This window comes from Enterococcus caccae ATCC BAA-1240, assembly GCF_000407145.1.
Taxonomy (GTDB): Bacteria; Bacillota; Bacilli; order Lactobacillales; family Enterococcaceae; genus Enterococcus_L; species Enterococcus_L caccae.
The window spans coordinates 86,563-108,148 of sequence record NZ_KE136472.1 but is presented as its reverse complement, the minus strand read 5'-3'; the positions used below and the strand labels follow the sequence as shown (position 1 = coordinate 108,148).

The following is a 21,586-nucleotide window of genomic DNA, read 5'->3' as shown; positions in this document are numbered from 1 at the left end:
GGAAAAGATAGTTGTGACGCTTTTTGTCACAGATAGCTTTTATCTTTTTTCATAGAGTTTAGCCCGCATAGCTAGATAACACTAAAAGCGTAGCGGGCTCGTTAAGCTCTGACAGAAAAATAGGAAAATATGCTTGTGGCGCTTTTTGTCACAGGCAGATTTTATCTTTTTTCCGAAGAGCTAGCCCGCATAGCTAGATAAAACACAGTAACAATGTTCTAACTCTGCCATTATCATTATTGTATTATATCATTTCTTTTCATCAATGGAAAAACTAATGATATCTTATCTATTTTTAAACTGAAAGCGATAGAAACATCCTTTGTGCGGACATTTTCTATCGCTTTCTCCTCTTTTAAGAAACGTTTGTTTTAATCTAGTTGTTTTTTTCTATAGTAATCCATAACACAGTAACCTAGCAGACTAATCAGCACGCTATTCCCTAAAACACTGTACCAATATCCTGTTTGCTCATTTGTTCTTGGTAATTTTTTCTTAGCAAGTAAAGTTGTTTTTGTTGTCTTACTTTCAATTTTTGTTACATCTTTTTCTTTTGGTATCGTTGGATCAATGATCGGTGGCACTGATACTTGTTCATATACATAAACAATCGTTTGGGGTGCCTCAGTGAACATAACTTCATCTGTACTTAAGAGTTGAGCTAAATTAACTCTTAGTCGAGATGTTGATTGTTGTTTTTCTTTGAAACGATAGCCTTTGATTTCTTTTGGCTGAACCTTTTGGGTCGTTCCAACTTTTCCTTGTATGACATCATCATTCGCAATGTCATTGCCGTTAGTATCTATATGGTGGAATTTAATTTCTCCAACTATAGGCGCATTTTCTATCGTTGTTTCACGATTTAAATGCTCTGGACTAATTTCAATAATTTCCCCAATTTCTTTCAATTGATAGCCAACAGGTGCTTTGGTTTCAACAAGGGTATACGTTGCTTGTGGTAAGTCTTTGAACTCTGCAATCCCATCTTGATTGGTGGTCTTGCTGATTTTCTTATTTGGATCATCTTGGGAAACGAGTGTAAATTCTGCACCGCTAAGTGCTTGCCTTGTTTCCAGATCGATTTTGTTTACGCGTAGCGATCCTAGTAGTAATTGATTCTCTTTGCGCCCTGTTACCTTTGTTTCAGACTCTATTTTGTCTTTTGTTAATTCCAACGAAACTGGTTTTGAATCTAATTGATAACCTGCTGGCGCTTTTGTCTCTATAAAGGAATAGGTTCCAGCACTCATTTCAGAAACAAAGATTAAGCCCTCATCATTCGAGGTAAACACTTTCGCTTCTTCTTGATTGGCTATCCAATTAGGGGCGCCTTGTTCATTTTCTTGATAAAATGTTGTCTGACCTTGCTCACTATGAGATAAAATGAATTCTGCACCTTTTAATGCTTGTCCTTTTGGATCGACTTTCTTTAATTCTAAGGATCCTGTGGTAATGATTGGTTCATTTTCCACGATCGTCACATAATTGGGATCATTGATGTCATCATCTGATTTAGTGGATAATACTACACCTTTTTGATAGTCTGAAGATACCTTATACCCTTCCGGTGCTGTAATTTCTTTAATTAAATATTCACCTTCAGCCACTGACTGAAAAGCGACATTTCCGTCTTGATCCGACGTTCTCTTTAAGCCTAGTGATTGCTGGCTCTCTTTATCAAACAGCTCAAAAACCGCACCTTCTAATGGCTGTTTAGTATGCCCATCAATTTTTTTCAGCGGAATCTGCCCCACACCTTTTCCAGATCCAGAACCACTTGTTACGGTATGATTGACCGTTGCCCAATCTGCTTTGATCGCTTTATCATTTGTGAAAACTGCAGTATTTCTGACATTCGCCGATTTGGTCGTAACAGTTTGATATTCGACAGAAACCCCTCTAGTTTCTTTCTTAAACGTAATCTTAAAATAATTCGTATCATAATTTTTAAGAGCAGAACCTGCCGGGCTTTGATCTTCATCATAAGTGAAGGTGATATCATAGTCTTCGCCTAAACTTAACACTTTATTCGTAATCAGATCTCTTACAACAAAAGCATCCGTTCCAATCACAAAATTAGTATTTTCTGCTTTTGATAAATCACTCAGTGTGAAAGTATCTTCTAAAACCAATTGTTTATATGGTCGGTTGGCAGGCATAACATTTGATCGAATACTCCAGTTGGCAAGCTTATTATCGGTTTGAGACACTCTGCCTATTTTAAATGTATTGATCCCCAAAGCAACCGTTAATTCAGCTTTCAAATCATGGGGATAATTTCCTTCATCACTAATCTTGGCTATATTCGTAAAATTAGTATAGTAATCAGAAACTGGTGCTGTACTTGGTGCTGTTTTGTATCTTACCGCTACTTTTTTATTACCGATTGCGGAAAATTCTAAATGAATTTGATTGTCTTTGATCTCCATAACAGTTGGATAACGATCATCCCCTGGCTGGATTTTTTCTCCAGTCATTACAGTTATATTGCCATTATCATTGACAATCTTATCTAGTTCTACAATCTCGATAGAGTTTTTATCTAATTTTTGGCTAGACTCAATATCATCATTTAAAATTAGGTTTTTATACTTATGTCGTTCTTCGTTGATCCCAATCGTCCAAGTCAAAATGCCATCGTTGCTATTATAACTAACATTTTTCTTGCCACCTTCCACCAAAAAGCTTGGAATATTAAATGAGGCAGAAGCTTCCATCGGAATATTTCCATTACCAGCTAGGGACACTTTATTACTTAATTCGTCGCCTACTTTGATGTCTGTATTGTCAAATTTACTGGTATAGGTCAGAACATATTTATTAGTTGTAGCATTTTGATGAACACCTAACATATTTACGGTAAAACCAGAGCTCGTTTTACTAATAGTGTAGTCTTGACCAGCAACTAAGGGATGTTTGGTTTTGTCGTCTCCTTTAGCGTAATAATAAAAATCTTCAGATCCATCAACAAGTTCGTTCACTCGTTCACCAAATTGATCGATCATTTGATTAAACTGCATACCCCAGTGTTTATTATTGACAATGATCGACCAATCAACAGTTCCTGCTGTCATATCTAAAGAATCTTCTTCCAATACTTTGGAAATATTAGATGGTGCTAGGTTGACCTTGGCATCGTCACTTCCTAGTGAATCTGATACTTTATTTTCTATTTCACGGGGACTAGGATTTTGGATAGCCGTTTCATAGACAAAACGATAAGCCATTGTTGAGGCAGGACTTTGATTATTGGTATAGATATAATCTGTTGTATATTGACCAAAACCACTGGTATCCCAATGATTGCTTGGCGCTAGGCCGCCTAAACTGATCGAGCCAGTACCATAAACATAAAGATTATAAATTTTTAGATTTGAAAAAGTTAGGTCATTTGGAACTTCATCCGTTAAAATATCTGTAAGTTTAGTCCCTGGTGCTAGTTCAGTACTGTCCAAATTATAATCGATCGTCCAAACAATCGTATTTGTTTTTACATTGTACTCGCCTTTTTTGGTCATGTGAGGATTGTGATTGTATTGGAAATAAACATAGTTCGAAAGCAGGGCACCATAGGCAGTTGCTTCTGTGCCCAGAGAGTACAATTCCTCATTCGCAATCAATTCTTCTTTAATAATAGAATCATACGTCATGATTACTGCTTTATTCGTTTCTTTCTTTAAAGTCACTGTTAAATCAGTATTATTTTGTTGAAGCGTATACTCTTCACTTCCTAACAGAGTAGGTTCACCAATTAGGGTGCCGCCCATAGAAACATCTTGCGAAAACACTTTCACATTTTTCACAGTAACATAGGCTGCAGCATTTTCAATCCCACTTGATCCATTTTTAGTAATCTTTGATCTTACGACTATTGCTTGATTTGGTTGAATCGTTTGTCGATTGATATTCGTTTTTATCTCAGTTGCCACGATATCAGTATTAAAATTTTTATTTTTTTTCAGACTAATACTTCCTTCGCCTGAAAGTTTGAATAATACTTCATATTTTTTCTCTTGATTGTTCGCTAATGAAAAAGTAATCGTTTTAAGTAAGTCACTATCGTCACTATATGGAATAAAGCTCGTTTCAATCTCAATTTGATATTTTCCATTGACCACAGTTTCATTAAATACCATGGTAAGTTTTCCAGAAGTATCCAAAGTCCAATTCCCTACCGTCTCTAGCTTACCCGATATATTGTTTGAAATTGCAATATCTTCTGGCAGTTGATACTCATAGGTCCCAGCCTGAATCGTCTGATTATCTGTTCCAACTTGGAGTGACAGCTTTAATGGTGCTTGTCGTTGAGGACGATTGGTCGTCGTATTGTATTCTACGCCTTTAGGATCTGTTAGCGTCACATTAGCTATTAAGTTCTCATTTTGTTGTGCTTTTGCTTGTCTTGATTCAAGTTTAACTTCACTATTGGCTGTTTGGACGAAATTTTCTGATACTTCTTTCGTTGAAGAAATAACTGATTCTTCCGTTTTCTTATCAACTGGCTCATCTTTAGAAGGCTCATTTATAACAGCACTTTCTGAGTTTTCTGAAGTAGTTTCTGTGTTCAACGTTTCACTTGTTGGCGCATCAGTCGAAATCTCAGACGTTTCTTCAGTTAAGAATGTTTCAGCAAAACTAACAACAGGAATCAAAGAATTAGCAATCATTAAAAGTAACACCATTACTATCCAAAATTTCTGTCTTTTCATCATTTCCCTCTTTTCTATTTATTAAAAAAACATATAACTGTTATTATTTTACCATATAAATTTAATTATGATACAGAAAATTACAATATTTTTTAATATAAATATAAAATAAAAAGCATAATTGTTTGAAAACAATTATGCTTTTTTTTATTTAAGATCATTTGGTATTTTTTGTTGCCACTCTCTAGAATAAAAGGACCTGTCAAGTTGATACTTTGGTGTCTTCGGTGAACTTGTTTCAAGAAAGGGTTGAATTCGTTGATCCACAGCTAGCCATCCTCGCCACCCTAAATGGATTGTATCAGCCATAAAATACTGAGTGTCACATTCTTTGGTAAAATCCGCAATATTAGTGAATCCTTGGCTTGTTAATTGGTATTTTACTTTTTTAGCAAAGCCTTGTAGCATCTCTTGTGACAATCCTGTAAAATCTGTCCAATGTTTATTTACTGGCGGAATAATAAACAGAACTTCTGCGTTATCTTGCGCCAATTGACTAAGAACTAATTGTAGATCAGAAAATTCAGGAGAAAAACGATAATCCCAATCTTTCTGTGAATTTTCTAAAGTTTTCAGTTTCTTTTTCACTCGTTTGTTATAAAATTGATTTGATATCTCAAATGCATTATTATTTGTCGATTTTTGACCGATTTCAGCAGCTAATTGATCCAATTCCTTCGCATTATAAGTATCAGGTAAACGTTTTTCTGCTTTCTTAATTGCTTTATCTTTACTTACCATCCCGATTTTACCAAACAATTCATCTTCACGAGAAAACATATTCAGCATTAAGTTGATGTATTGCTTATCCGATGAACTTGGTAGTTCTCCTGAAATAATGGCTTTTAGCGCACGATCTAAGCGTTTATCTTCCTTTACTTTAGGAAAATCCAGTAAGCGTTCAGCAAGATACCGATCTGCATCTGTTATTTTTTCTAAATCACTGACCCATTGATAGGTTTGTAACTCAGAGTAATAAGCGTTGAAATAATCATTCGTTACTCCGTCTTTAACAAACCATTGTGGTGAAATGATGAAGATTACTTTTTTATGTGCAAGATTGGTCCCCATTGACTGCATCATCAATGCTTGTGTCAATGATTGAGTCCCTGGTGCGCCTAATAAAAATGGGCGGTAATTGCGATTATATTTATCTGACAGAACAGTTGGATGAAAAGGACTGATCCGACTCAGTTCAGAAGAACCAAAAAATGGAACATACTCCTTTGAGCCAATCGCTTTATTCTTGATTGCATTTCCTCTTAACACATTTGTTGCCATAGATGTAGAAGCGTCTTCCAAAACACGTTTGCTATCTAAATCCATCTTAAATGGTGCAAAGAAAAATGCGACAAGTAGAACCGCAGAAATCAAGATTGGCCCAAAAATTGCAAAGATTTTTTTTTTCATACTCATTATTGTAGTGCTTTCACTTGTTCGATAACTTTATTTGGGGTGTTCCATAAATCGCGGTCAAATTCTGAAACAGGTACTTGGACATTAAGTTGACCTTCAAGTTCCACTAGTAACTGAACTGTCGCTAATGAGTCCATTAAGCCTTCTTCAAATAAATCGACATCTCTATTTTCTTTTACTTCATCGGTACCTGCGATTTCTTCTAAAATATCTAAAACTGTTTCTTCTAAGTTCATGGGGCATTCTCCTCTATTTTATACAGCTTTCAGCTGCGGATTATTTTGTTTTTAATCAATAAACATTTTTTATTTAAAGAACAATGTATCTAAAAATCCTGAAAAAATCAAGAAACTAAAACAAACTGCATTAAAAGTTAAGAAAACTGCAAAAGCATGGGTAAACTTATTAGATGGAATTTTTTCTTTATTTTTTTTCTTAAAACGCAGCCAAGCATCCGTCAAACAAATCAAAGCAGCATGATAAAATCCATAAGCTATATAATACCAGGTTAATCCATGCCAGACTCCCATCAATAAGAATAACGCAAAGTAGCCAACATTTGATGCAACGATTCGACTCTTAAAGACTTTTTTCTTGATCAAGGTAAACATCAAACGCATGTAAATATAATCACGGAACCAAAAAGACAGTGTCATATGCCAACGATTCCAAAACTCTTTGATATTCCAACTTAAGAAAGGTTTATTAAAGTTAACAGGTGTATCATATCCCATCAAATAGCTAGTTCCTACAGCAAACAAACTATAGCCTGCAAAATCAAAAAATAGATACATACTATAAATATACATATATGCAACAAGTTCCCACGAAAATCCGCCAGTTTTCATAGCCATCTTCGCCACAACAGGCATCAACACTTGACCAAAATAGTAGCCAATAATAAATTTATAGAGAAAACCTAAGAAAAAATTATGGATTCCTTTTCCTAAAAAATCAACATATTTCTCAGGTGTTGGAGGATTTTCAACATCTTTTTCAAAACGACGATAACGATCAATTGGTCCAGATGAAATCGTTGGAAAGAATAGTAGAAATTCGATATAGCGCAAGATATTATATTCTTTAATCGAACCATCACGCATTTCCATAATGATCTGCACAGATTTAAATGTTAGATAAGAGATACCTAAAAACCCTAACAAGGATGCATGTCCAGAAACAAATGGAACTACTTTAACTAAAACTAATGGTAAGATCGCTAAAAATACAGCTAGATAAAAAACTAAACTTGCATTTTTCTTTTGGCGATAGTGAAAATAAAACCAAACTAGAATCGTCTGCCAGATAACATAGCCAATCAAAGCTACTCCCTGTTTCCAATCTTCACCACCAAAGCTCATATACAAGAACAAAACTGTCACTAAAACCTGATACCATGCCCAACGTTTTCCCTTGATCAATAATGTAAGGATCATTGGTAAAAGGGCAATCAGTAGGTAAATAAAATAAATCGGATTCGCATAAGGAATCATGTGGGGAAAATCGATCACGTTGCGTTCACCTCATTCATTAACCCTTTACGGTCAATCTTTCCATTCGCTGTCAATGGTAATTGTTCCACATAAATGAATTTTTGTGGAATCATATAATCCATCACTGATAAACTCAGCTCTTCTTTGATTGCTTTCGTCAATTTAAATTCTTTTTCGAACTCATGAGGATTCGCCACAACAAAAGCTACTAACTGTTGAACCTTGTGATGTTGATATTTCGGTACGACAGCCGCTTGCTTAACATAAGAAACACTCGCTAAATGATGATCGATATCTTCTAATTCGATTCGATAGCCATGGAGTTTTACCTGAAAATCAATGCGGCCATCATAGATCAACATATCATTGATCAATTTACCAGCATCCCCTGTTCGATAGGCTGACAAGCCTTTATATTCAAAAAAGGCGGCCGCTGTTTTTTCCGGATTATGAAGATACCCTTTGGAAACACTTGGTCCCGCAATTACGATCTCGCCAACCTCGCCAGCTGAAACTTCTTGGTCATTATTCATAATGTAAACAGCTGTATCCTTTTTAACACGACCGATTGGTACACGACTATACTCATCCAATAGCTCTTGCGTAATTTCCACCCCAGAAATGGCCACCGTTGCTTCTGTCGGCCCATATGTATTAAAAATACGCGCTTTCGGAAAACGATCTAGCAGTTTCTGTGCAGTAGCTTTAGGTAATTCTTCTCCACAAAATAGAAAAACCTTCAAGCTGTCAACATGCTCACCATCAAATGTCGGCTCCATCAAACAAATATCCATAAACGACGGCGTTGACACCCAGACTTCGATCGCCAGAGTTGGTAACAATGTAAATAGTTGTTTAAAATCATTGATAACTTCCTTTGCCATCGGTGTTAAAGAGCCACCTGAAGCCAAAGCAGGATATAGATCCATCACTGATAAGTCAAATGAATACGGTGCTTGAGATAAAAAGCGCATACCTTCAGTGATTCCAAAGTCTGACAATTCCCAATTAACAAAACTTAAAAGATTGTCATGACTGATTTGAACACCTTTTGGTACACCAGTTGTTCCAGAGGTAAAAATAATATAGTAGGTTTCAGAGCCAACAACTGGTTCTAAAGAGCTTGTAGCTTCTACATCAACACAGATGTTTCCTAGTTGGTCTAATGAAACAATTTTAGCCGCAGTTTTAATATCAGGCCACTCTTTAACAGCGAAAACCATTGCCGGATCAGCGACTTCTAAAATCATTTCAACTCGTTCTTTCGGTGTATGTGCCTCGATTGGTATATAAGCGTTTCCTGCTTTAGATGCGCCTAAAAAGCAAGTCAGCATTTCAAATTCTAATTCGCCATAAACTACGACTGGGCGATTACGCCCTATGTTTTTTTGCAAATAAGCAGCAATTGCATCTGAGTCTTTTTTCAACTCTCCATAAGTATACGTTCGATTGGCTTCAATATAAACAGGACGGTTTGGCTCCTTCATCCCCCAACGATCGATTGCTTCAATAATATTTAAAATCGTCATGAAGTACTTCCCTCCTAAAACTCATTGTAAATAAATGTACCGCCATTAATATTTTTGTAATGATACAAGTAGATCAACATCAGAAGAATCCCGAAATAAAACACGGTTCTTCCAATAAATTTCCCCCAATATTGCACATTAGGTTGATTAAAAAATGATTTCATTCTATTTCAAGCCTCCAAAGTTTCCACTATTCGTATTTTGGTACTGCTATTGTAATAAAAACGGCTAAGAAAAGAAACTAAATTCGCAAATAAAGTCTTCTTTACCACTAACAGTTTTGTCACTTCCAACAAAAAGAAGGCAGAACAAAAGGATAAAGGTTTTGTTCCCCCCTCATTTAAGTATAAGAACTAACTGTTTTAACGTTATGTTTCTATTTTATTCATTTTTAGAACTACATTTAATTATTTAAAAAAAATTTAAAAATAATTAAGTTATTGTTGATGTTTTCCGTGGATAATACGGGAATAAATTGCTGATGTCAAAAAGTAATAAGACAAATAAATCAAAATCAATAGCCCACATGACAGATAAGCCAACCAATAACCAGAGCTTGAAATGAATTTACTAAACACATAAATCGCAAACGTTGCATGCAGAACACCAATGATCATCGGTGGGAAAAAGATGATGCTGTTTTGCTGATAAACAAGTTTCGTAATTTCTTTTTTAGGAATACCGATTTTTTTTAATAAATCATAGCTTTCTTTCTCTTTTTCAGCTTCTGAAAACTGCTGTAACATCAAGATACTCCCCGTAATAATTAATGCTAACACCCCTAAAAACATCGCGACATAGATAAACAATCCCATCGCTCTTCTAATATATCTTAGTTCCGAAAAACGATTGGTGTAATTCAATTGCCAATATTCCTGCTCACTATCCTCTGAATACTCTTCAGAACGCTCATTTTCCGGCTTCTGGCTAGTTTTGGATGTGTAACCGACTAACTGATTGTCAATCCACTGATATTTATAGTATACAGGAGCAATCCATTTAGGTTTTACCTCTTCAGATAACTTATTGGTCAATGCTTCTTTATCTTTTGCTTGCACATTAAATGCACTCAATGTATAGTTGACACCTGAATCTATCTCATCAAATTGCTCATCAGACACAACGACTGTCGGAAAGCTATACCTTAATAAATTTTGCCCCAAAAAATCTGGTCGCACATCTGAAACATGAAGTTTTACTCCATCCAACAGCGTAAAATCAGAGCCATAGCGAATAAAACCACCTAAAATATTTTGAATACTATCCAAAATAACGATATCTTTTTTATTATGTAACTCAATTTTCTTTAAATAAGGATTTATTTTTTGAAATTCTCGATAATTTGAAAGTGATAATAGATTTATTGGACTTGTATTATATTCCTCAGCTTCCTGTCCAATTTTAAGATGAAATCGGCTACCCGTCAACTTATAATTCAATTTGATGAGGGAATCTAAATTTGTATCCGTTTTATTTTCAATTACTTGTGTTAATTTCTCATAATCATCTTCAGCGACAATAAAATCTGTTGGTGCAGTAATATTCACTGAATTCATCCCGATTGTGTAAAAAGATGCAGCTCCACCGATCATTCCTAAAGCAACTGCAATAAAAATGGTGACAAACGATAATATATTTCCACTTCGTTTAACATAGAGTTTAGTATTGCCTAATGCCAACATATTTAAATTCCGATAATAGTTAAATTTGTCTTTTCCAAACAAATACACCACTAAGTTCATCGTATATTTAAAAAATAAATAGGTTCCCACCATACAGATAACCATAATTATTAATGGTGCGATTAAAAAACCAGAAAATCCAAAAGCTGTCTTCATTAAAAAAGTGCCAAAACGAATCACATTATAAGACAAAATATAGCCAATCAAGATAAAAATAATCCCTAAAACCCCTAGGCAACTATTTAGAATAGACATTTGATTTGATTGAAAGTCTCTTTTTTTAGTTTTACTAAGCATGTCTGATACTTGATAGCGATAAATCAACCAACTACTTCTTAGTGAGACTGCAACTAACATAAAAACAAAAACGATTCCTGTTTGTACCATAGATGGAATTGAAGCATAAAACAAACTTTCCACTTGTAAAAACATTGCTTTAGCCAAGATCATTGAAAACAATTTGGAAAAAATGACCCCTAAAATAAGACCGCTGACTAATGAAACTGCCCCTAAAATCAATGTTTCTACAAAAAATAAAAACGATATCTGTTCTTTGCGCATACCAATTAAGTGGTACAAGCCAATTTCCTTTCCTCTTTTCAACAAGAAGAAGTGGTTTGCAGCAAACATGAAACCTAAAATCATGATCACCACTAAAATCCCACCCAAATTCATCGCACTATCAATATGGATCTCCTGACCCACTCTGTTTGCCAAATTGCGATTATATGTAATCGCACTAAAACAATAATAAACAACTACAGCAAAGGTCATGCTTACAAAATAAACAAGATAATTAAGAAATTGTCCTTTAAAATTTTTCCAAGACAAATTAAAAATCATTTGCTCGACCACCTCCGCCAATTGTTGCCTGCATATCGATCACACGGTTAAAAAAATCTTTTCTAGATCCCTGGCGTACTACCTCAGAAAAAAAGACACCATCTTTGATAAACAAAATCCGATTACAGTAACTTGCAGTATAAGGATCATGTGTAACCATCATAATCGTAGCGTCATCTTGCAAATTCATGTTTGTCATATACTGAAGTAATTCTGCAGCTGATTTAGAGTCCAACGATCCTGTCGGTTCATCTGCAAAAATAATTTTAGGCTTAGTGATCAGCGCACGAGCTGCTGCTACTCTCTGTTTTTGTCCAACTGAAATCGCATTAGGAAAACTATTTAGCAATTGGTCGATTCCTAGAATATCTGCAACATGCGACAATCGCTGTTCCATCTCAGCTAAAGCCATACGATCTACAGCCAATGGTAATAAGATATTATCTTTTACATTTAACGTCTCCATCAAATTAAAATTTTGAAAAATGAAGCCTAGTTTTTTACGCCGAAAATCACTAATTTGACCATCTCGCATCTTTAATATATCTTGTCCATCAATTCGAACAGTCCCAGTTGTAGGCAAAGAAATAGTAGAAATCGTATTGAGTAACGTAGATTTGCCGGCACCACTTGGTCCCATAATTCCAACGAACTCTCCTTGATCCACAGAAAAAGAAATATTGTTCAAAACTTGTACTTTGTTACTTCGATAACCGTACGACTTACTTAAATGGTTTACTTCTAAAATTTTTTTCATAGATTTCGCTCCAGTTTTTTCATTGTCCTTATTTTACCAATATTTTGCGCAACTGAACATCGTTTCCTCTTACAATTAAGTAATAATAATAAAAGATTCATCAATCATTTATTTTTCTCTGTCGAAATGTTGTGACACTTTCCACAAACCTTTTAGGGAGTTGTTTTCACTATTATTTCATTCCTCATAAACACTATATATAGTTGTATATATAGACAAAAAATTAAATTTCACACTACATATAGTTGAAAGATTCTAAGAATTGATTTATGATAAGGAAGGAATAAATCTACGAGGAGATGGCTAGCAAATGATGGAGATTAAACAAGCTAATAATGAAGTGAGTTCTACAGATCCGGTCTTACACTCGATGAAAATCGTAAAACGAGATGGTCGATTAGTTGATTTTGATGATCGAAAGATTTATGATGCTTTGATCAAAGCTGAACAAAATATTCGTGGTTCTTTAGACCCACTTGCCCATGAGCGTATTCAAGAAATTGTTGAAAGAATTGATCAAGAAATTTCAGATCGTTTCACTGAAGATGTAAAAATCTATGAAATTCAAAATATCGTTGAGCATATTTTACTGGCAAGAAATGAATATGAGCTAGCAGAAGAATACATCAACTATAGGACTCGTCGCGATTTTGAACGAAGTAAAGCAACTGATATCAATTTTACAATCAGCAAGTTGATTAACAAAGACCAATCTGTCGTCAACGAAAATGCGAATAAAGATAGTGACGTTTTTAATACACAACGTGATTTGACCGCTGGAATCGTTGGTAAATCGATTGGACTAAAAATGTTACCTCCTCACGTTGCCAACGCACATCAAAAAGGTGATATTCACTATCATGATTTAGATTATCATCCCTATACACCTATGACTAACTGTTGTTTGATCGACTTTAAAGGAATGTTGAACAATGGTTTTAAAATTGGAAATGCCGAAGTTGAAGCACCTAAATCCATTCAAACAGCAACTGCTCAAATTTCACAAATCATTGCCAATGTAGCTTCTAGCCAATATGGCGGTTGTTCAGCAGATCGTGTGGATGAATTATTGGCACCATTTGCTGAGTTGAATTACCAAAAGCATTTAGCTGATGCTAAAGAATGGATCGAAGGCTCTGAACGCCAAGAAGCTTATGCCAAAAGCAAAACGAAAAAAGATATTTATGATGCGATGCAAAGTTTGGAATATGAGATCAATACTTTATTTACCTCAAATGGCCAAACACCATTTACTTCGTTAGGATTTGGCTTAGGTCTCAACTGGTTTGAACGTGAAATTCAAAAAGCAATTTTGCAAATTCGTATCAATGGCTTGGGTAGCGAGCATAGAACGGCTATTTTCCCTAAATTGATTTTTACTTTAAAACGTGGTGTAAACTTAAATGACTCGGATCCAAATTATGACGTAAAACAAATTGCATTAGAATGTGCCACTAAACGCATGTATCCAGATATTTTAAATTATGATAAATTAGTCGATTTGACAGGTAGTTTTAAAGTGCCCATGGGTTGCCGCTCTTTTCTACAAGGATGGAAAAATGAAAATGGTGAAGAAATCAATGTTGGTAGAATGAATTTAGGTGTTGTTACTTTAAATTTACCAAGAATCGCAATGGAAGCTCATGGAGATGTAGAAAAATTCTGGACGCTTTTAGCTGAACGCTTGGAAACAATGAAAGATGCTTTAGTCTACCGAGTGGAACGTTGTAAAGAAGCGACACCTGCAAATGCACCTATTCTTTATATGTACGGTGCTTTCGGAAAAAGATTGTCTCGAAAAGAATCTGTCAATGAATTATTCAAAAATAAACGTGCGACTGTTTCATTAGGTTATATTGGTCTATATGAAGTTGCTTCTGCTTTTTATGGTGGTGATTGGGAAACAAATCCTGAAGCTAAAGACTTTACGATGGCTATTTTAAAAGATTTAAAAGCCCACGCAGATGACTGGGGAAATGAATACGGCTATCACTTTAGCGTCTATTCAACACCGAGTGAAAGTTTAACTGATCGTTTCTGTCGTTTAGATACTGAAAAATTTGGGATCGTGGAAAATATCACAGATAAAGAATATTACACAAATAGTTTCCACTATGATGTTCGTAAAAATCCAACACCGTTTGAAAAACTTGACTTTGAAAAAGATTATCCACAATATTGCTCTGGAGGTTTCATTCATTATTGTGAATATCCTGTTTTACAACAAAATCCAAAAGCTTTAGAATCTGTTTGGGATTATGCTTATGATCGAGTTGGTTACCTTGGTACAAACACACCGATCGATCACTGCTATGAATGCGGTTTTGAAGGAGATTTCAATCCAACAGAACGTGGCTTTGAATGCCCACAATGTGGCAATCATGATCCTAAATCATGTGATGTTGTAAAACGCACTTGTGGATACCTAGGAAACCCACAAGCCAGACCAATGGTTCACGGACGACACAAAGAAATCTCATCACGAGTGAAACATATGAAATAAAAAGCTGAATAAGCTGCCTATCTCTTGATTAATAAGGAAGAACAATATAGCAATACATTTTATCACGGATTTTTCTTCCTTATTATTGAGAGTTGGTTTGTGTAGCTAGATTCAATAAAAAGCGAAAGGAGTCGTTTAACTCTGACTGTAAAATACGAACTCTTGATTGTGACGGCCTTTGTCACTAGTAATTGTTCTTTTTTCCGAAGAGTTGGCTTTTATAGCTTATGTCAAACACAAAATCAATAAAAACGATGCACCGTACAAAAACTTGTTGGCATCGTTTTTTATTTGAAAGGATAACTAAAAATGAGAAACCCTAAACCACAGGAATGGTTAGCAGAGAATTTTAGTCAAAACTATGTTGGTGATTATAAAGCGTTTAATTTTGTTGATGGAGAAGGCGTAAGAAATAGCCTGTATGTTAGTGGTTGTTTATTTGCTTGCGAAGGTTGCTTTAATCAAGCCGTTCAAAATTTCCGCTATGGAAAACCCTTCACAAAAGAATTGGAAGATAAGATTATCGAAGATTTAGCTCATGATTATGTACAAGGTCTAACCTTATTAGGCGGTGAACCTTTCTTAAATACAACTGTTTGTCTGACCGTTGTGGATCGCGTCCGTAAAGAATTTGGAACTAAAAAAGATATTTGGTCTTGGTCAGGTTACACTTTTGAAGAGTTATTACTAGAATCAGATGATAAGTTGGAACTTTTAAGTAAAATTGATATTTTAGTCGATGGACGTTTTGAATTATCCAAAAGAAACTTAAATCTTCAATTTAGAGGCAGTAGTAATCAACGAATTCTTGATGTAAAAAAATCTTTATCTTGTGGAAAAGCTGTTATCTGGGAAAAATGCCACGATGGGGAACAAAAATATGAACAAATAAAAAAAGGGAAAATGATCTAACTTTCAAAACCTGATATACTAGCAAGTGAAATTCTTGTTTGTATATCAGTTTTTTTTGATTTACTTCTTCAATCATTCTCTCAAAAGATGATCGAAGCGTCATTTAACTCCGATAAAAAAGGAGGGAATTGCTTCTGATCCCGCCGTTTAACTGTATTTCACTTATGTTGTTTTTTTGAAAAACGTAAGAATTTCTGAACGGATTTTACTATGATCGACAATTGGATTCGGGTAGTCTTCACCGATAACCAGATTAATAGACTTTTGAAATTCCATCGGCATTTTACCTGGTTCATGAATATATTTATTTGGTACGTTTTTTAATTCTGGGATAAACTGACGGATAAAATCACCGTAATGATCAAATTTTTCACTTTGTGTTGTAGGATTAAATATCCGAAAATAAGGAACTGCATCCGTTCCTGTTGACGCTGCCCATTGCCAGCCACCAATATTACTTGCTGAATCATAATCAATTAATTTTTTCTGAAAATATTCTTCGCCCATCCGCCAATCGATCATCAAATCCTTCGTTAGAAATGAAGCTACGATCATTCGTAATCGATTATGCATCCAACCAGTCTGAGCAAGTTGTCTCATTCCAGCATCTATGATTGGAAATCCTGTCTCTCCATTTTTCCATTGCTCAAATAATTCTTGATTATAGCTCCATTGCAATTGCCGATATTGCTCTTTGATCTCTTGTGTTTTTTGTTTTGGATTTTCATAATAGATCATGTTATAAAAATCCCGCCAACATAGTTCCGAAATAAAGGTCTGCCGACCATCAGACACTGGTTCAGCATTAAGAGCATACCAAACTTTACGAATCGATAGTTCTCCTGTTCTCAAAAATCTTGATAGCTTACTTGTTTGATCCAAAAAAGGATAATCTCGTCCTTTTTGATAATCATGCAAGTGCGTTTTTATAAATTCTTTTAAATACTGTTCAGCAACTGCTTCACCACACTCATATTCAAAAGGAAAAACTATTTTTTCAACAAGTTGCCCAAATTGTTTTTCACCCTCAGTAAATAACGGATGAGTAATCTTTTCAAACTGTTTATCGATTTTCATTGTTCTTTGATAAGGTCTTTTAGGCATTGCCAGCCATTTTCTAAAATAAGGTGTAAAAACTTTGTAGCTTTCCCCTGTTGGCTTTTTAATTTCTTCCACACCATGTAAATGACTGTCTTGATAAGAATGTACTTGAATCTGATTATCCTCAAAAAAAACAGTCATTTTCTGATCTCGAACGCTTCCAAACCCACGCTCATCTTTATTAAAATAAATAGCATCCCAATCTTGAAATGCTCTTTTTAACGCCGTAAAACTTTCCTCGACATTTCCATATACAAAATGAATCGTAACGTTATTCGCTTTAGCCTGTTTATAAAATGTTGATACACTGTAAAAAAAAGCATTGTGATTATAACTATTCTCTAAAAATTGTAACGGATTCAAATGAAAAATACAGATCAACTCATCACTCTCTTTGCTCTCTTCCAACATCTTATTAAACGCTGTATTATCATCTAAACGAAGGTCTTTGCGAAACCACATAATTGTTTTGCCCACTGGATTTTTCCTTTCAGATTTATGAATAAATCGTAGCATAAATATCATATTATCACTAAAATTTAAAGTCGTTTATTTGATTTAACTAAAACGAGCTCAGCTATTTACCGATTGAGCTTATCATCATCCTCTGTCTTTTGCTTTTCCCACAATGGTAGTACCATATTTTCATAGGCCATTGGGTCAAGATTTGTCAATGTGATTCCTAATAATCGAATCCCTTGTTCAAGACCTAAAATTTCTTCCCAAATCAAATTTGCTTGATAATATAGCTCTTCTTTTTTAGAAATATATTCTGGAAGTGTCCGACGTTTTGTTACTGTTGTATAATCTGCATACCGAACTTTTAATACAACAGTTTTTCCATGTTTTTGGACTCGCTCTAACGATTCTTCCACTCGTTCTGCTAATTGTCTTAATTGAGCTGTTACCTGCGCTTCAGTCGTTAAGGGCGTACCATATGTATGTTCTTTGCCTACCGATTTGCGGTCTCTTGTTATATTTACTGGAGAATCATGAATTCCACGAACCTTTCGATAAAGAGAATAACCCATTTTACCAAAATGACGAATCAGTTCCATCTCGTCTTTTCTATACAAGTCCTCACCAGTGAAAATACCTAAATCATGCATCTTGGGCACTGTCTTTTTCCCAACTCCATGAAATTTTTCAATAGGTAAAGCTTTCAAAAATGCTTCTGCTTCATCCGGCATCACAACAGTAAGCCCTTTGGGTTTTTGAAAATCAGAAGCAAGTTTTGCTAAAAATTTGTTATAACTCACTCCTGCTGAACAAGTCAAATGCAATTCAGTCCATATGTCATATTGAATCAATTTAGCAATCTTGATCGCAGATTTACTGTCGATTTTATTGATCGTTACATCCAAATAAGCTTCGTCAATTGAAACAGGTTCGATAATATCCGTATAACGGCGAAAAATTTCTCGAATTTGCTGAGAAATTTCAGAATATTTCTCATAGTTACCTGGCTTGAAAATTGCATCTGGACATAATTCATAGGCTTTTTGAGCGCTCATTGCAGAATGGATACCAAATTTTCTTGCTTCATAATTGGCTGTAGTCACCACACCTTTTCCCCCAGTATCACTAGGATGGCGTGCAATTACTAATGGATGTCCGACAAGTTCAGGATGATCACGTTCTTCTACAGAAGCGAAAAAAGCATCCATATCGATATGAATAATTTTACGAGAAGTATCCTTTTTTAAGGGAAAACGTAGTTCACTGATCATTATCGCCATCTTCCTTTCTACGAGGTTCATTGTATCTATCGGGTTTTAATCAACTTTAAGAAAAATCCCCTTTTCACTATCATCAAGTATTTTATCAATCTTTGTCTTAGCTATTTGAGAGATAGCAGACACTGGAGCAACTTTCCCGGCTACTTCTACCAAAGGATCAACAAATCTTCTCTTCTTCTTTTGGTAAATAGTATAATTATCCTCAATAGAACAAACTATATATTTGGGTGGATGGTCCATTTTATTCAATAATTGTTGGATTTCAGCAGAGTTGCTTGCCTTTAATTTTTTAAGAAATGCTGAATCAGTCATCAGCAAATCATCTAATGTAACTTCTTGATTCCTTAATCCAATACGAATTGCCTGTGCCATCCACTCATAGCTACAAATATTTAAAGGATCATAGAAAAAGTCGATCACGACTTTTCGATACTGGTCTATAAACCATATCGCCCATTCACTTGAATTTAAAATGATTTGCTTCTCTATTATGTTGATTGCGTTCAAAAATTGTTGAATTTCTTCTAAAGGAACAGAAAAGTAACGTTGAACTTCCCTCAGAGTATAATCGATCCTATCACAGCATACTAAAGGTGCATCTTGTTCTAACAACGACCATTGCTCATCATGAGATAAAATCTGTTGATAGTCAAAACCATAGTCGTTTAAAATAAGTGGGAGCGCTGACTTTTCAATTAATTGAAATTTGATTTTTTCATGATAATCATCCGCTTCATTAGCTAAAGCTAAATCAATTACATGAGAATAGGCAGTATGTGATACATCATGCAGTAAACCGGCAATCTGTTCTTCTAAGCTTCCTCCCAGACGTCTAATCAACAGCATAACACCAACAGAATGCTCATATCTCGTTTCATTCCAAACTGGATTGATCAAATATGCAGGACCAGCCATATGAATATCTTTTAATCGCTGTACCTCATCTGATAAAATCAATGCGGCTAAAATTTCTTCAACCTCAAATGAACCATATAGAACATCTTCAACAATCATCTTTTTCTCCTTAATATTTCTGCTGTCTTTTACAAACATTATATACGAACATTTGTTCATTTACAACTTATTTTATTTAAAGAAAAAGAAGCAAAGCTATTCTTAGCTCCACTTCTTTCTTGAGGATCATTAAATTGCTTTTGCCCCTCGTTCACCTGTTCTGATCCTGATTGCCTCCTCTACATGATAAACAAATATCTTGCCGTCCCCCACTTCACCAGTTTGACAAATAGCCATTATTAATGAAATCACTTCTTCCACTTTTTCGTCTAAAACAACAAAACTAACTTTTACTTTTGGTAATAGCGTTGTGATGATTTCTTGGCCACGCACATATTCTTTTAACCCTTTTTGATTGCCAAAACCCAGTACTTGAGTAACTGTCATCCCCATTGCTTCAAAACTGTTATCCATTTTTACTTTCAGCTCTTCTAGTTTTTCTTGCTGAATAATCGCTTCTACTTTTTTCATCTATTTTCCTCCTATGAATCTAACCCCATAAATGTCGGATAAGCTGTTTCATCGTGCTCGATTCGATCTAATCCTACTGCTTCTTCTTTAGCTGATACTCGGATCGGCATAAATAATTGAATCCCTTTTATGATCAGAAAACTAGCAAAACCAGCAAATACGATCGTAAAAGCAATACTAGCGACTTGCGCCACGAATAATTCTGTTCCACCATACAACAAGCCAGTTTTTCCATCAACAGCAGGATCTGCAAAAATCCCCGTCATGATGCCGCCAAAAATCCCGCCAACACCGTGACAGCCGAACGCATCCAACGCATCATCATAACCAAATTTATGTTTAACAAACGAAATAAAATAATAACAAAATGGACTAACTAAAGCCCCAAGAACAAATGAACTCCACAGCGAAACAAATCCGGCACCTGGTGTGATTGCTACTAACCCCACAACAGCCCCTGTACATGCTCCAACAACAGTTGGTTTGCCGATTGCCAGTTTTTCAATCAACATCCATGAAAGCATTCCACTTGCCGCCGCTGTATTTGTCGTTAACATAGCATGAATGGCCAAACCATCGGCTGCTAATGCAGAACCAGCGTTAAAACCGAACCAACCAAACCAAAGTAAGCCAGCACCTAAAACTACAAACGGTATGTTATGAGGACGATATTCTGTTTGCCGATATTCTCGACGTTGACCTAACACAATAGCTAAAACTAGCCCTGAAATCCCCGAACTAATGTGAACTACATTTCCACCAGCAAAATCGATCGATCCTATCTTGTCTAAAAAACCTCCACCCCAAACCATGTGCGCCATGGGATAATACACAACGATCGACCAAATAGCAATAAATAAAAAGATTGCCGAAAACCTCATTCGACCAACGACAGCACCCGTAATGATTGCTGTCGTGATCAAGGCAAACATCATTTGAAACCCAGCAAACAATCCTTCTGGAATCTTATCACCTTGGGTCATCGAAACATGTTTAAAAAACAGCTTATCAACGTTACCGACAAATAAGTTTTCTCCACTAAAAGACAGAGAATAACCTAACATAATCCAAAGAACTGAAGCCAACCCCATCACACAAATCACCATCATCATTGTATTGAGAATATTTTTCCTTCGTTCTAAGCCGCCGTAAAAAAACGCTAAAGCAGGTGTCATCAAAAAAACCATAGCCGAGCAAATCATAATGAATGCGATATTTCCTGTTTCCATAAAACCCCTCCGATTCTCTCAAGTTAAGCCAACCTTCATTTAGCTTTGTCGGTTATTTTAGCATCGTTTTTTAATTTATCCTAGTAAAAATTCCTCGTTCCATGAAAATAATTTGATTTTTCTGACAATTCACGTTACAAAAAATAACATCTATACCAATAGAACGTTTTCAATTTAATTTCAATTAT

15 protein-coding genes are annotated in these 21,586 nt (G+C 35.2%); 2 read left to right on the top strand and 13 right to left on the bottom strand.

Annotated elements, in window-relative coordinates; all coding sequences use genetic code 11:
- Positions 1-371: 371 nt before the first annotated feature.
- The 8 genes from I580_RS00480 to I580_RS00445 form a co-directional block, all read right to left on the bottom strand.
- Positions 372-4,709 carry a SpaA isopeptide-forming pilin-related protein gene (locus I580_RS00480; protein WP_010773286.1) on the bottom strand — a complete coding sequence of 1,446 codons (4,338 nt, stop codon included), beginning with the start codon at positions 4,707-4,709 and terminating at the stop codon, positions 372-374.
- A 147-nt stretch (positions 4,710-4,856) separates the two neighbouring features.
- Entirely contained in the window at positions 4,857-6,125 is a 1,269-nt protein-coding gene (gene dltD, locus I580_RS00475) for a D-alanyl-lipoteichoic acid biosynthesis protein DltD (RefSeq protein WP_010773287.1), read from the bottom strand.
- Positions 6,125-6,361, bottom strand: a complete 237-nt coding sequence (gene dltC / locus I580_RS00470; RefSeq protein ID WP_010773288.1) for a D-alanine--poly(phosphoribitol) ligase subunit DltC — start codon at positions 6,359-6,361, stop codon at positions 6,125-6,127. The genes dltD and dltC overlap by 1 nt, the downstream gene beginning before the upstream one ends.
- 69 nt (positions 6,362-6,430) lie before the next feature.
- Entirely contained in the window at positions 6,431-7,636 is a 1,206-nt protein-coding gene (dltB, locus tag I580_RS00465; protein ID WP_010773289.1) for a D-alanyl-lipoteichoic acid biosynthesis protein DltB, read from the bottom strand.
- Entirely contained in the window at positions 7,633-9,147 is a 1,515-nt protein-coding gene (dltA, locus tag I580_RS00460; RefSeq protein WP_010773290.1) for a D-alanine--poly(phosphoribitol) ligase subunit DltA, read from the bottom strand. Before dltA ends, dltB begins: the two co-directional genes overlap by 4 nt.
- A 14-nt stretch (positions 9,148-9,161) precedes the next feature.
- On the bottom strand, positions 9,162-9,311 hold the full coding sequence (locus I580_RS00455) for a teichoic acid D-Ala incorporation-associated protein DltX (RefSeq protein ID WP_010773291.1): 150 nt from the start codon (positions 9,309-9,311) through the stop codon (positions 9,162-9,164).
- A 273-nt stretch (positions 9,312-9,584) separates the two neighbouring features.
- Positions 9,585-11,672: an ABC transporter permease gene (locus tag I580_RS00450; RefSeq protein ID WP_010773292.1), complete on the bottom strand. Its 2,088-nt coding sequence runs from the start codon at positions 11,670-11,672 to the stop codon at positions 9,585-9,587.
- Positions 11,662-12,429, bottom strand: a complete 768-nt coding sequence (locus tag I580_RS00445; protein WP_010773293.1) for an ABC transporter ATP-binding protein — start codon at positions 12,427-12,429, stop codon at positions 11,662-11,664. Before I580_RS00445 ends, I580_RS00450 begins: the two co-directional genes overlap by 11 nt.
- Positions 12,430-12,739: 310 nt before the next feature.
- Here I580_RS00445 and nrdD point away from each other — a divergent pair, with 310 nt between their 5' ends.
- Together nrdD and nrdG are read left to right on the top strand one after the other, a co-directional pair.
- Entirely contained in the window at positions 12,740-14,932 is a 2,193-nt protein-coding gene (nrdD, locus tag I580_RS00440) for an anaerobic ribonucleoside-triphosphate reductase (RefSeq protein ID WP_010773294.1), read from the top strand.
- Positions 14,933-15,241: 309 nt separating this feature from the next.
- Positions 15,242-15,844, top strand: coding sequence for an anaerobic ribonucleoside-triphosphate reductase activating protein (gene nrdG, locus I580_RS00435; protein WP_010773295.1), 603 nt, complete (start codon positions 15,242-15,244; stop codon positions 15,842-15,844).
- Positions 15,845-16,006: 162 nt separating this feature from the next.
- Here nrdG and I580_RS00430 read toward each other — a convergent pair whose 3' ends face one another.
- From I580_RS00430 to I580_RS00410, 5 genes are all read right to left on the bottom strand, one after another.
- Complete coding sequence (locus I580_RS00430) at positions 16,007-17,422, bottom strand: cryptochrome/photolyase family protein (RefSeq protein WP_010773296.1); 1,416 nt, start codon at positions 17,420-17,422, stop codon at positions 16,007-16,009.
- A 104-nt stretch (positions 17,423-17,526) separates the two neighbouring features.
- Complete coding sequence (dinB, locus tag I580_RS00425) at positions 17,527-18,675, bottom strand: DNA polymerase IV (protein WP_010773297.1); 1,149 nt, start codon at positions 18,673-18,675, stop codon at positions 17,527-17,529.
- A gap of 45 nt (positions 18,676-18,720) precedes the next feature.
- Positions 18,721-19,698: an HD domain-containing protein gene (locus I580_RS00420; RefSeq protein ID WP_010773298.1), complete on the bottom strand. Its 978-nt coding sequence runs from the start codon at positions 19,696-19,698 to the stop codon at positions 18,721-18,723.
- A 129-nt stretch (positions 19,699-19,827) separates the two neighbouring features.
- Complete coding sequence (locus I580_RS00415) at positions 19,828-20,169, bottom strand: P-II family nitrogen regulator (protein ID WP_010773299.1); 342 nt, start codon at positions 20,167-20,169, stop codon at positions 19,828-19,830.
- 11 nt (positions 20,170-20,180) lie between these two features.
- Positions 20,181-21,398 carry an ammonium transporter gene (locus I580_RS00410; protein WP_010773300.1) on the bottom strand — a complete coding sequence of 406 codons (1,218 nt, stop codon included), beginning with the start codon at positions 21,396-21,398 and terminating at the stop codon, positions 20,181-20,183.
- Positions 21,399-21,586: the final 188 nt, after the last annotated feature.

Bases quoted from the DNA above. Each gene is read 5' to 3' on its own strand.
- dltC (WP_010773288.1), bottom strand. From the start codon at position 6,361: ATGAACTTAGAAGAAACAGTTTTAGATATTTTAGAAGAAATCGCAGGT.
- I580_RS00415 (WP_010773299.1), bottom strand. From the start codon at position 20,169: ATGAAAAAAGTAGAAGCGATTATTCAGCAAGAAAAACTAGAAGAGCTG.
- I580_RS00420 (WP_010773298.1), bottom strand. From the start codon at position 19,698: ATGATTGTTGAAGATGTTCTATATGGTTCATTTGAGGTTGAAGAAATT.
- I580_RS00480 (WP_010773286.1), bottom strand. From the start codon at position 4,709: ATGAAAAGACAGAAATTTTGGATAGTAATGGTGTTACTTTTAATGATT.
- dinB (WP_010773297.1), bottom strand. From the start codon at position 18,675: ATGATCAGTGAACTACGTTTTCCCTTAAAAAAGGATACTTCTCGTAAA.
- I580_RS00410 (WP_010773300.1), bottom strand. From the start codon at position 21,398: ATGGAAACAGGAAATATCGCATTCATTATGATTTGCTCGGCTATGGTT.
- I580_RS00455 (WP_010773291.1), bottom strand. From the start codon at position 9,311: ATGAAATCATTTTTTAATCAACCTAATGTGCAATATTGGGGGAAATTT.
- dltD (WP_010773287.1), bottom strand. From the start codon at position 6,125: ATGAGTATGAAAAAAAAAATCTTTGCAATTTTTGGGCCAATCTTGATT.
- I580_RS00445 (WP_010773293.1), bottom strand. From the start codon at position 12,429: ATGAAAAAAATTTTAGAAGTAAACCATTTAAGTAAGTCGTACGGTTAT.
- nrdG (WP_010773295.1), top strand. From the start codon at position 15,242: ATGAGAAACCCTAAACCACAGGAATGGTTAGCAGAGAATTTTAGTCAA.
- dltA (WP_010773290.1), bottom strand. From the start codon at position 9,147: ATGACGATTTTAAATATTATTGAAGCAATCGATCGTTGGGGGATGAAG.
- I580_RS00450 (WP_010773292.1), bottom strand. From the start codon at position 11,672: ATGATTTTTAATTTGTCTTGGAAAAATTTTAAAGGACAATTTCTTAAT.
- nrdD (WP_010773294.1), top strand. From the start codon at position 12,740: ATGATGGAGATTAAACAAGCTAATAATGAAGTGAGTTCTACAGATCCG.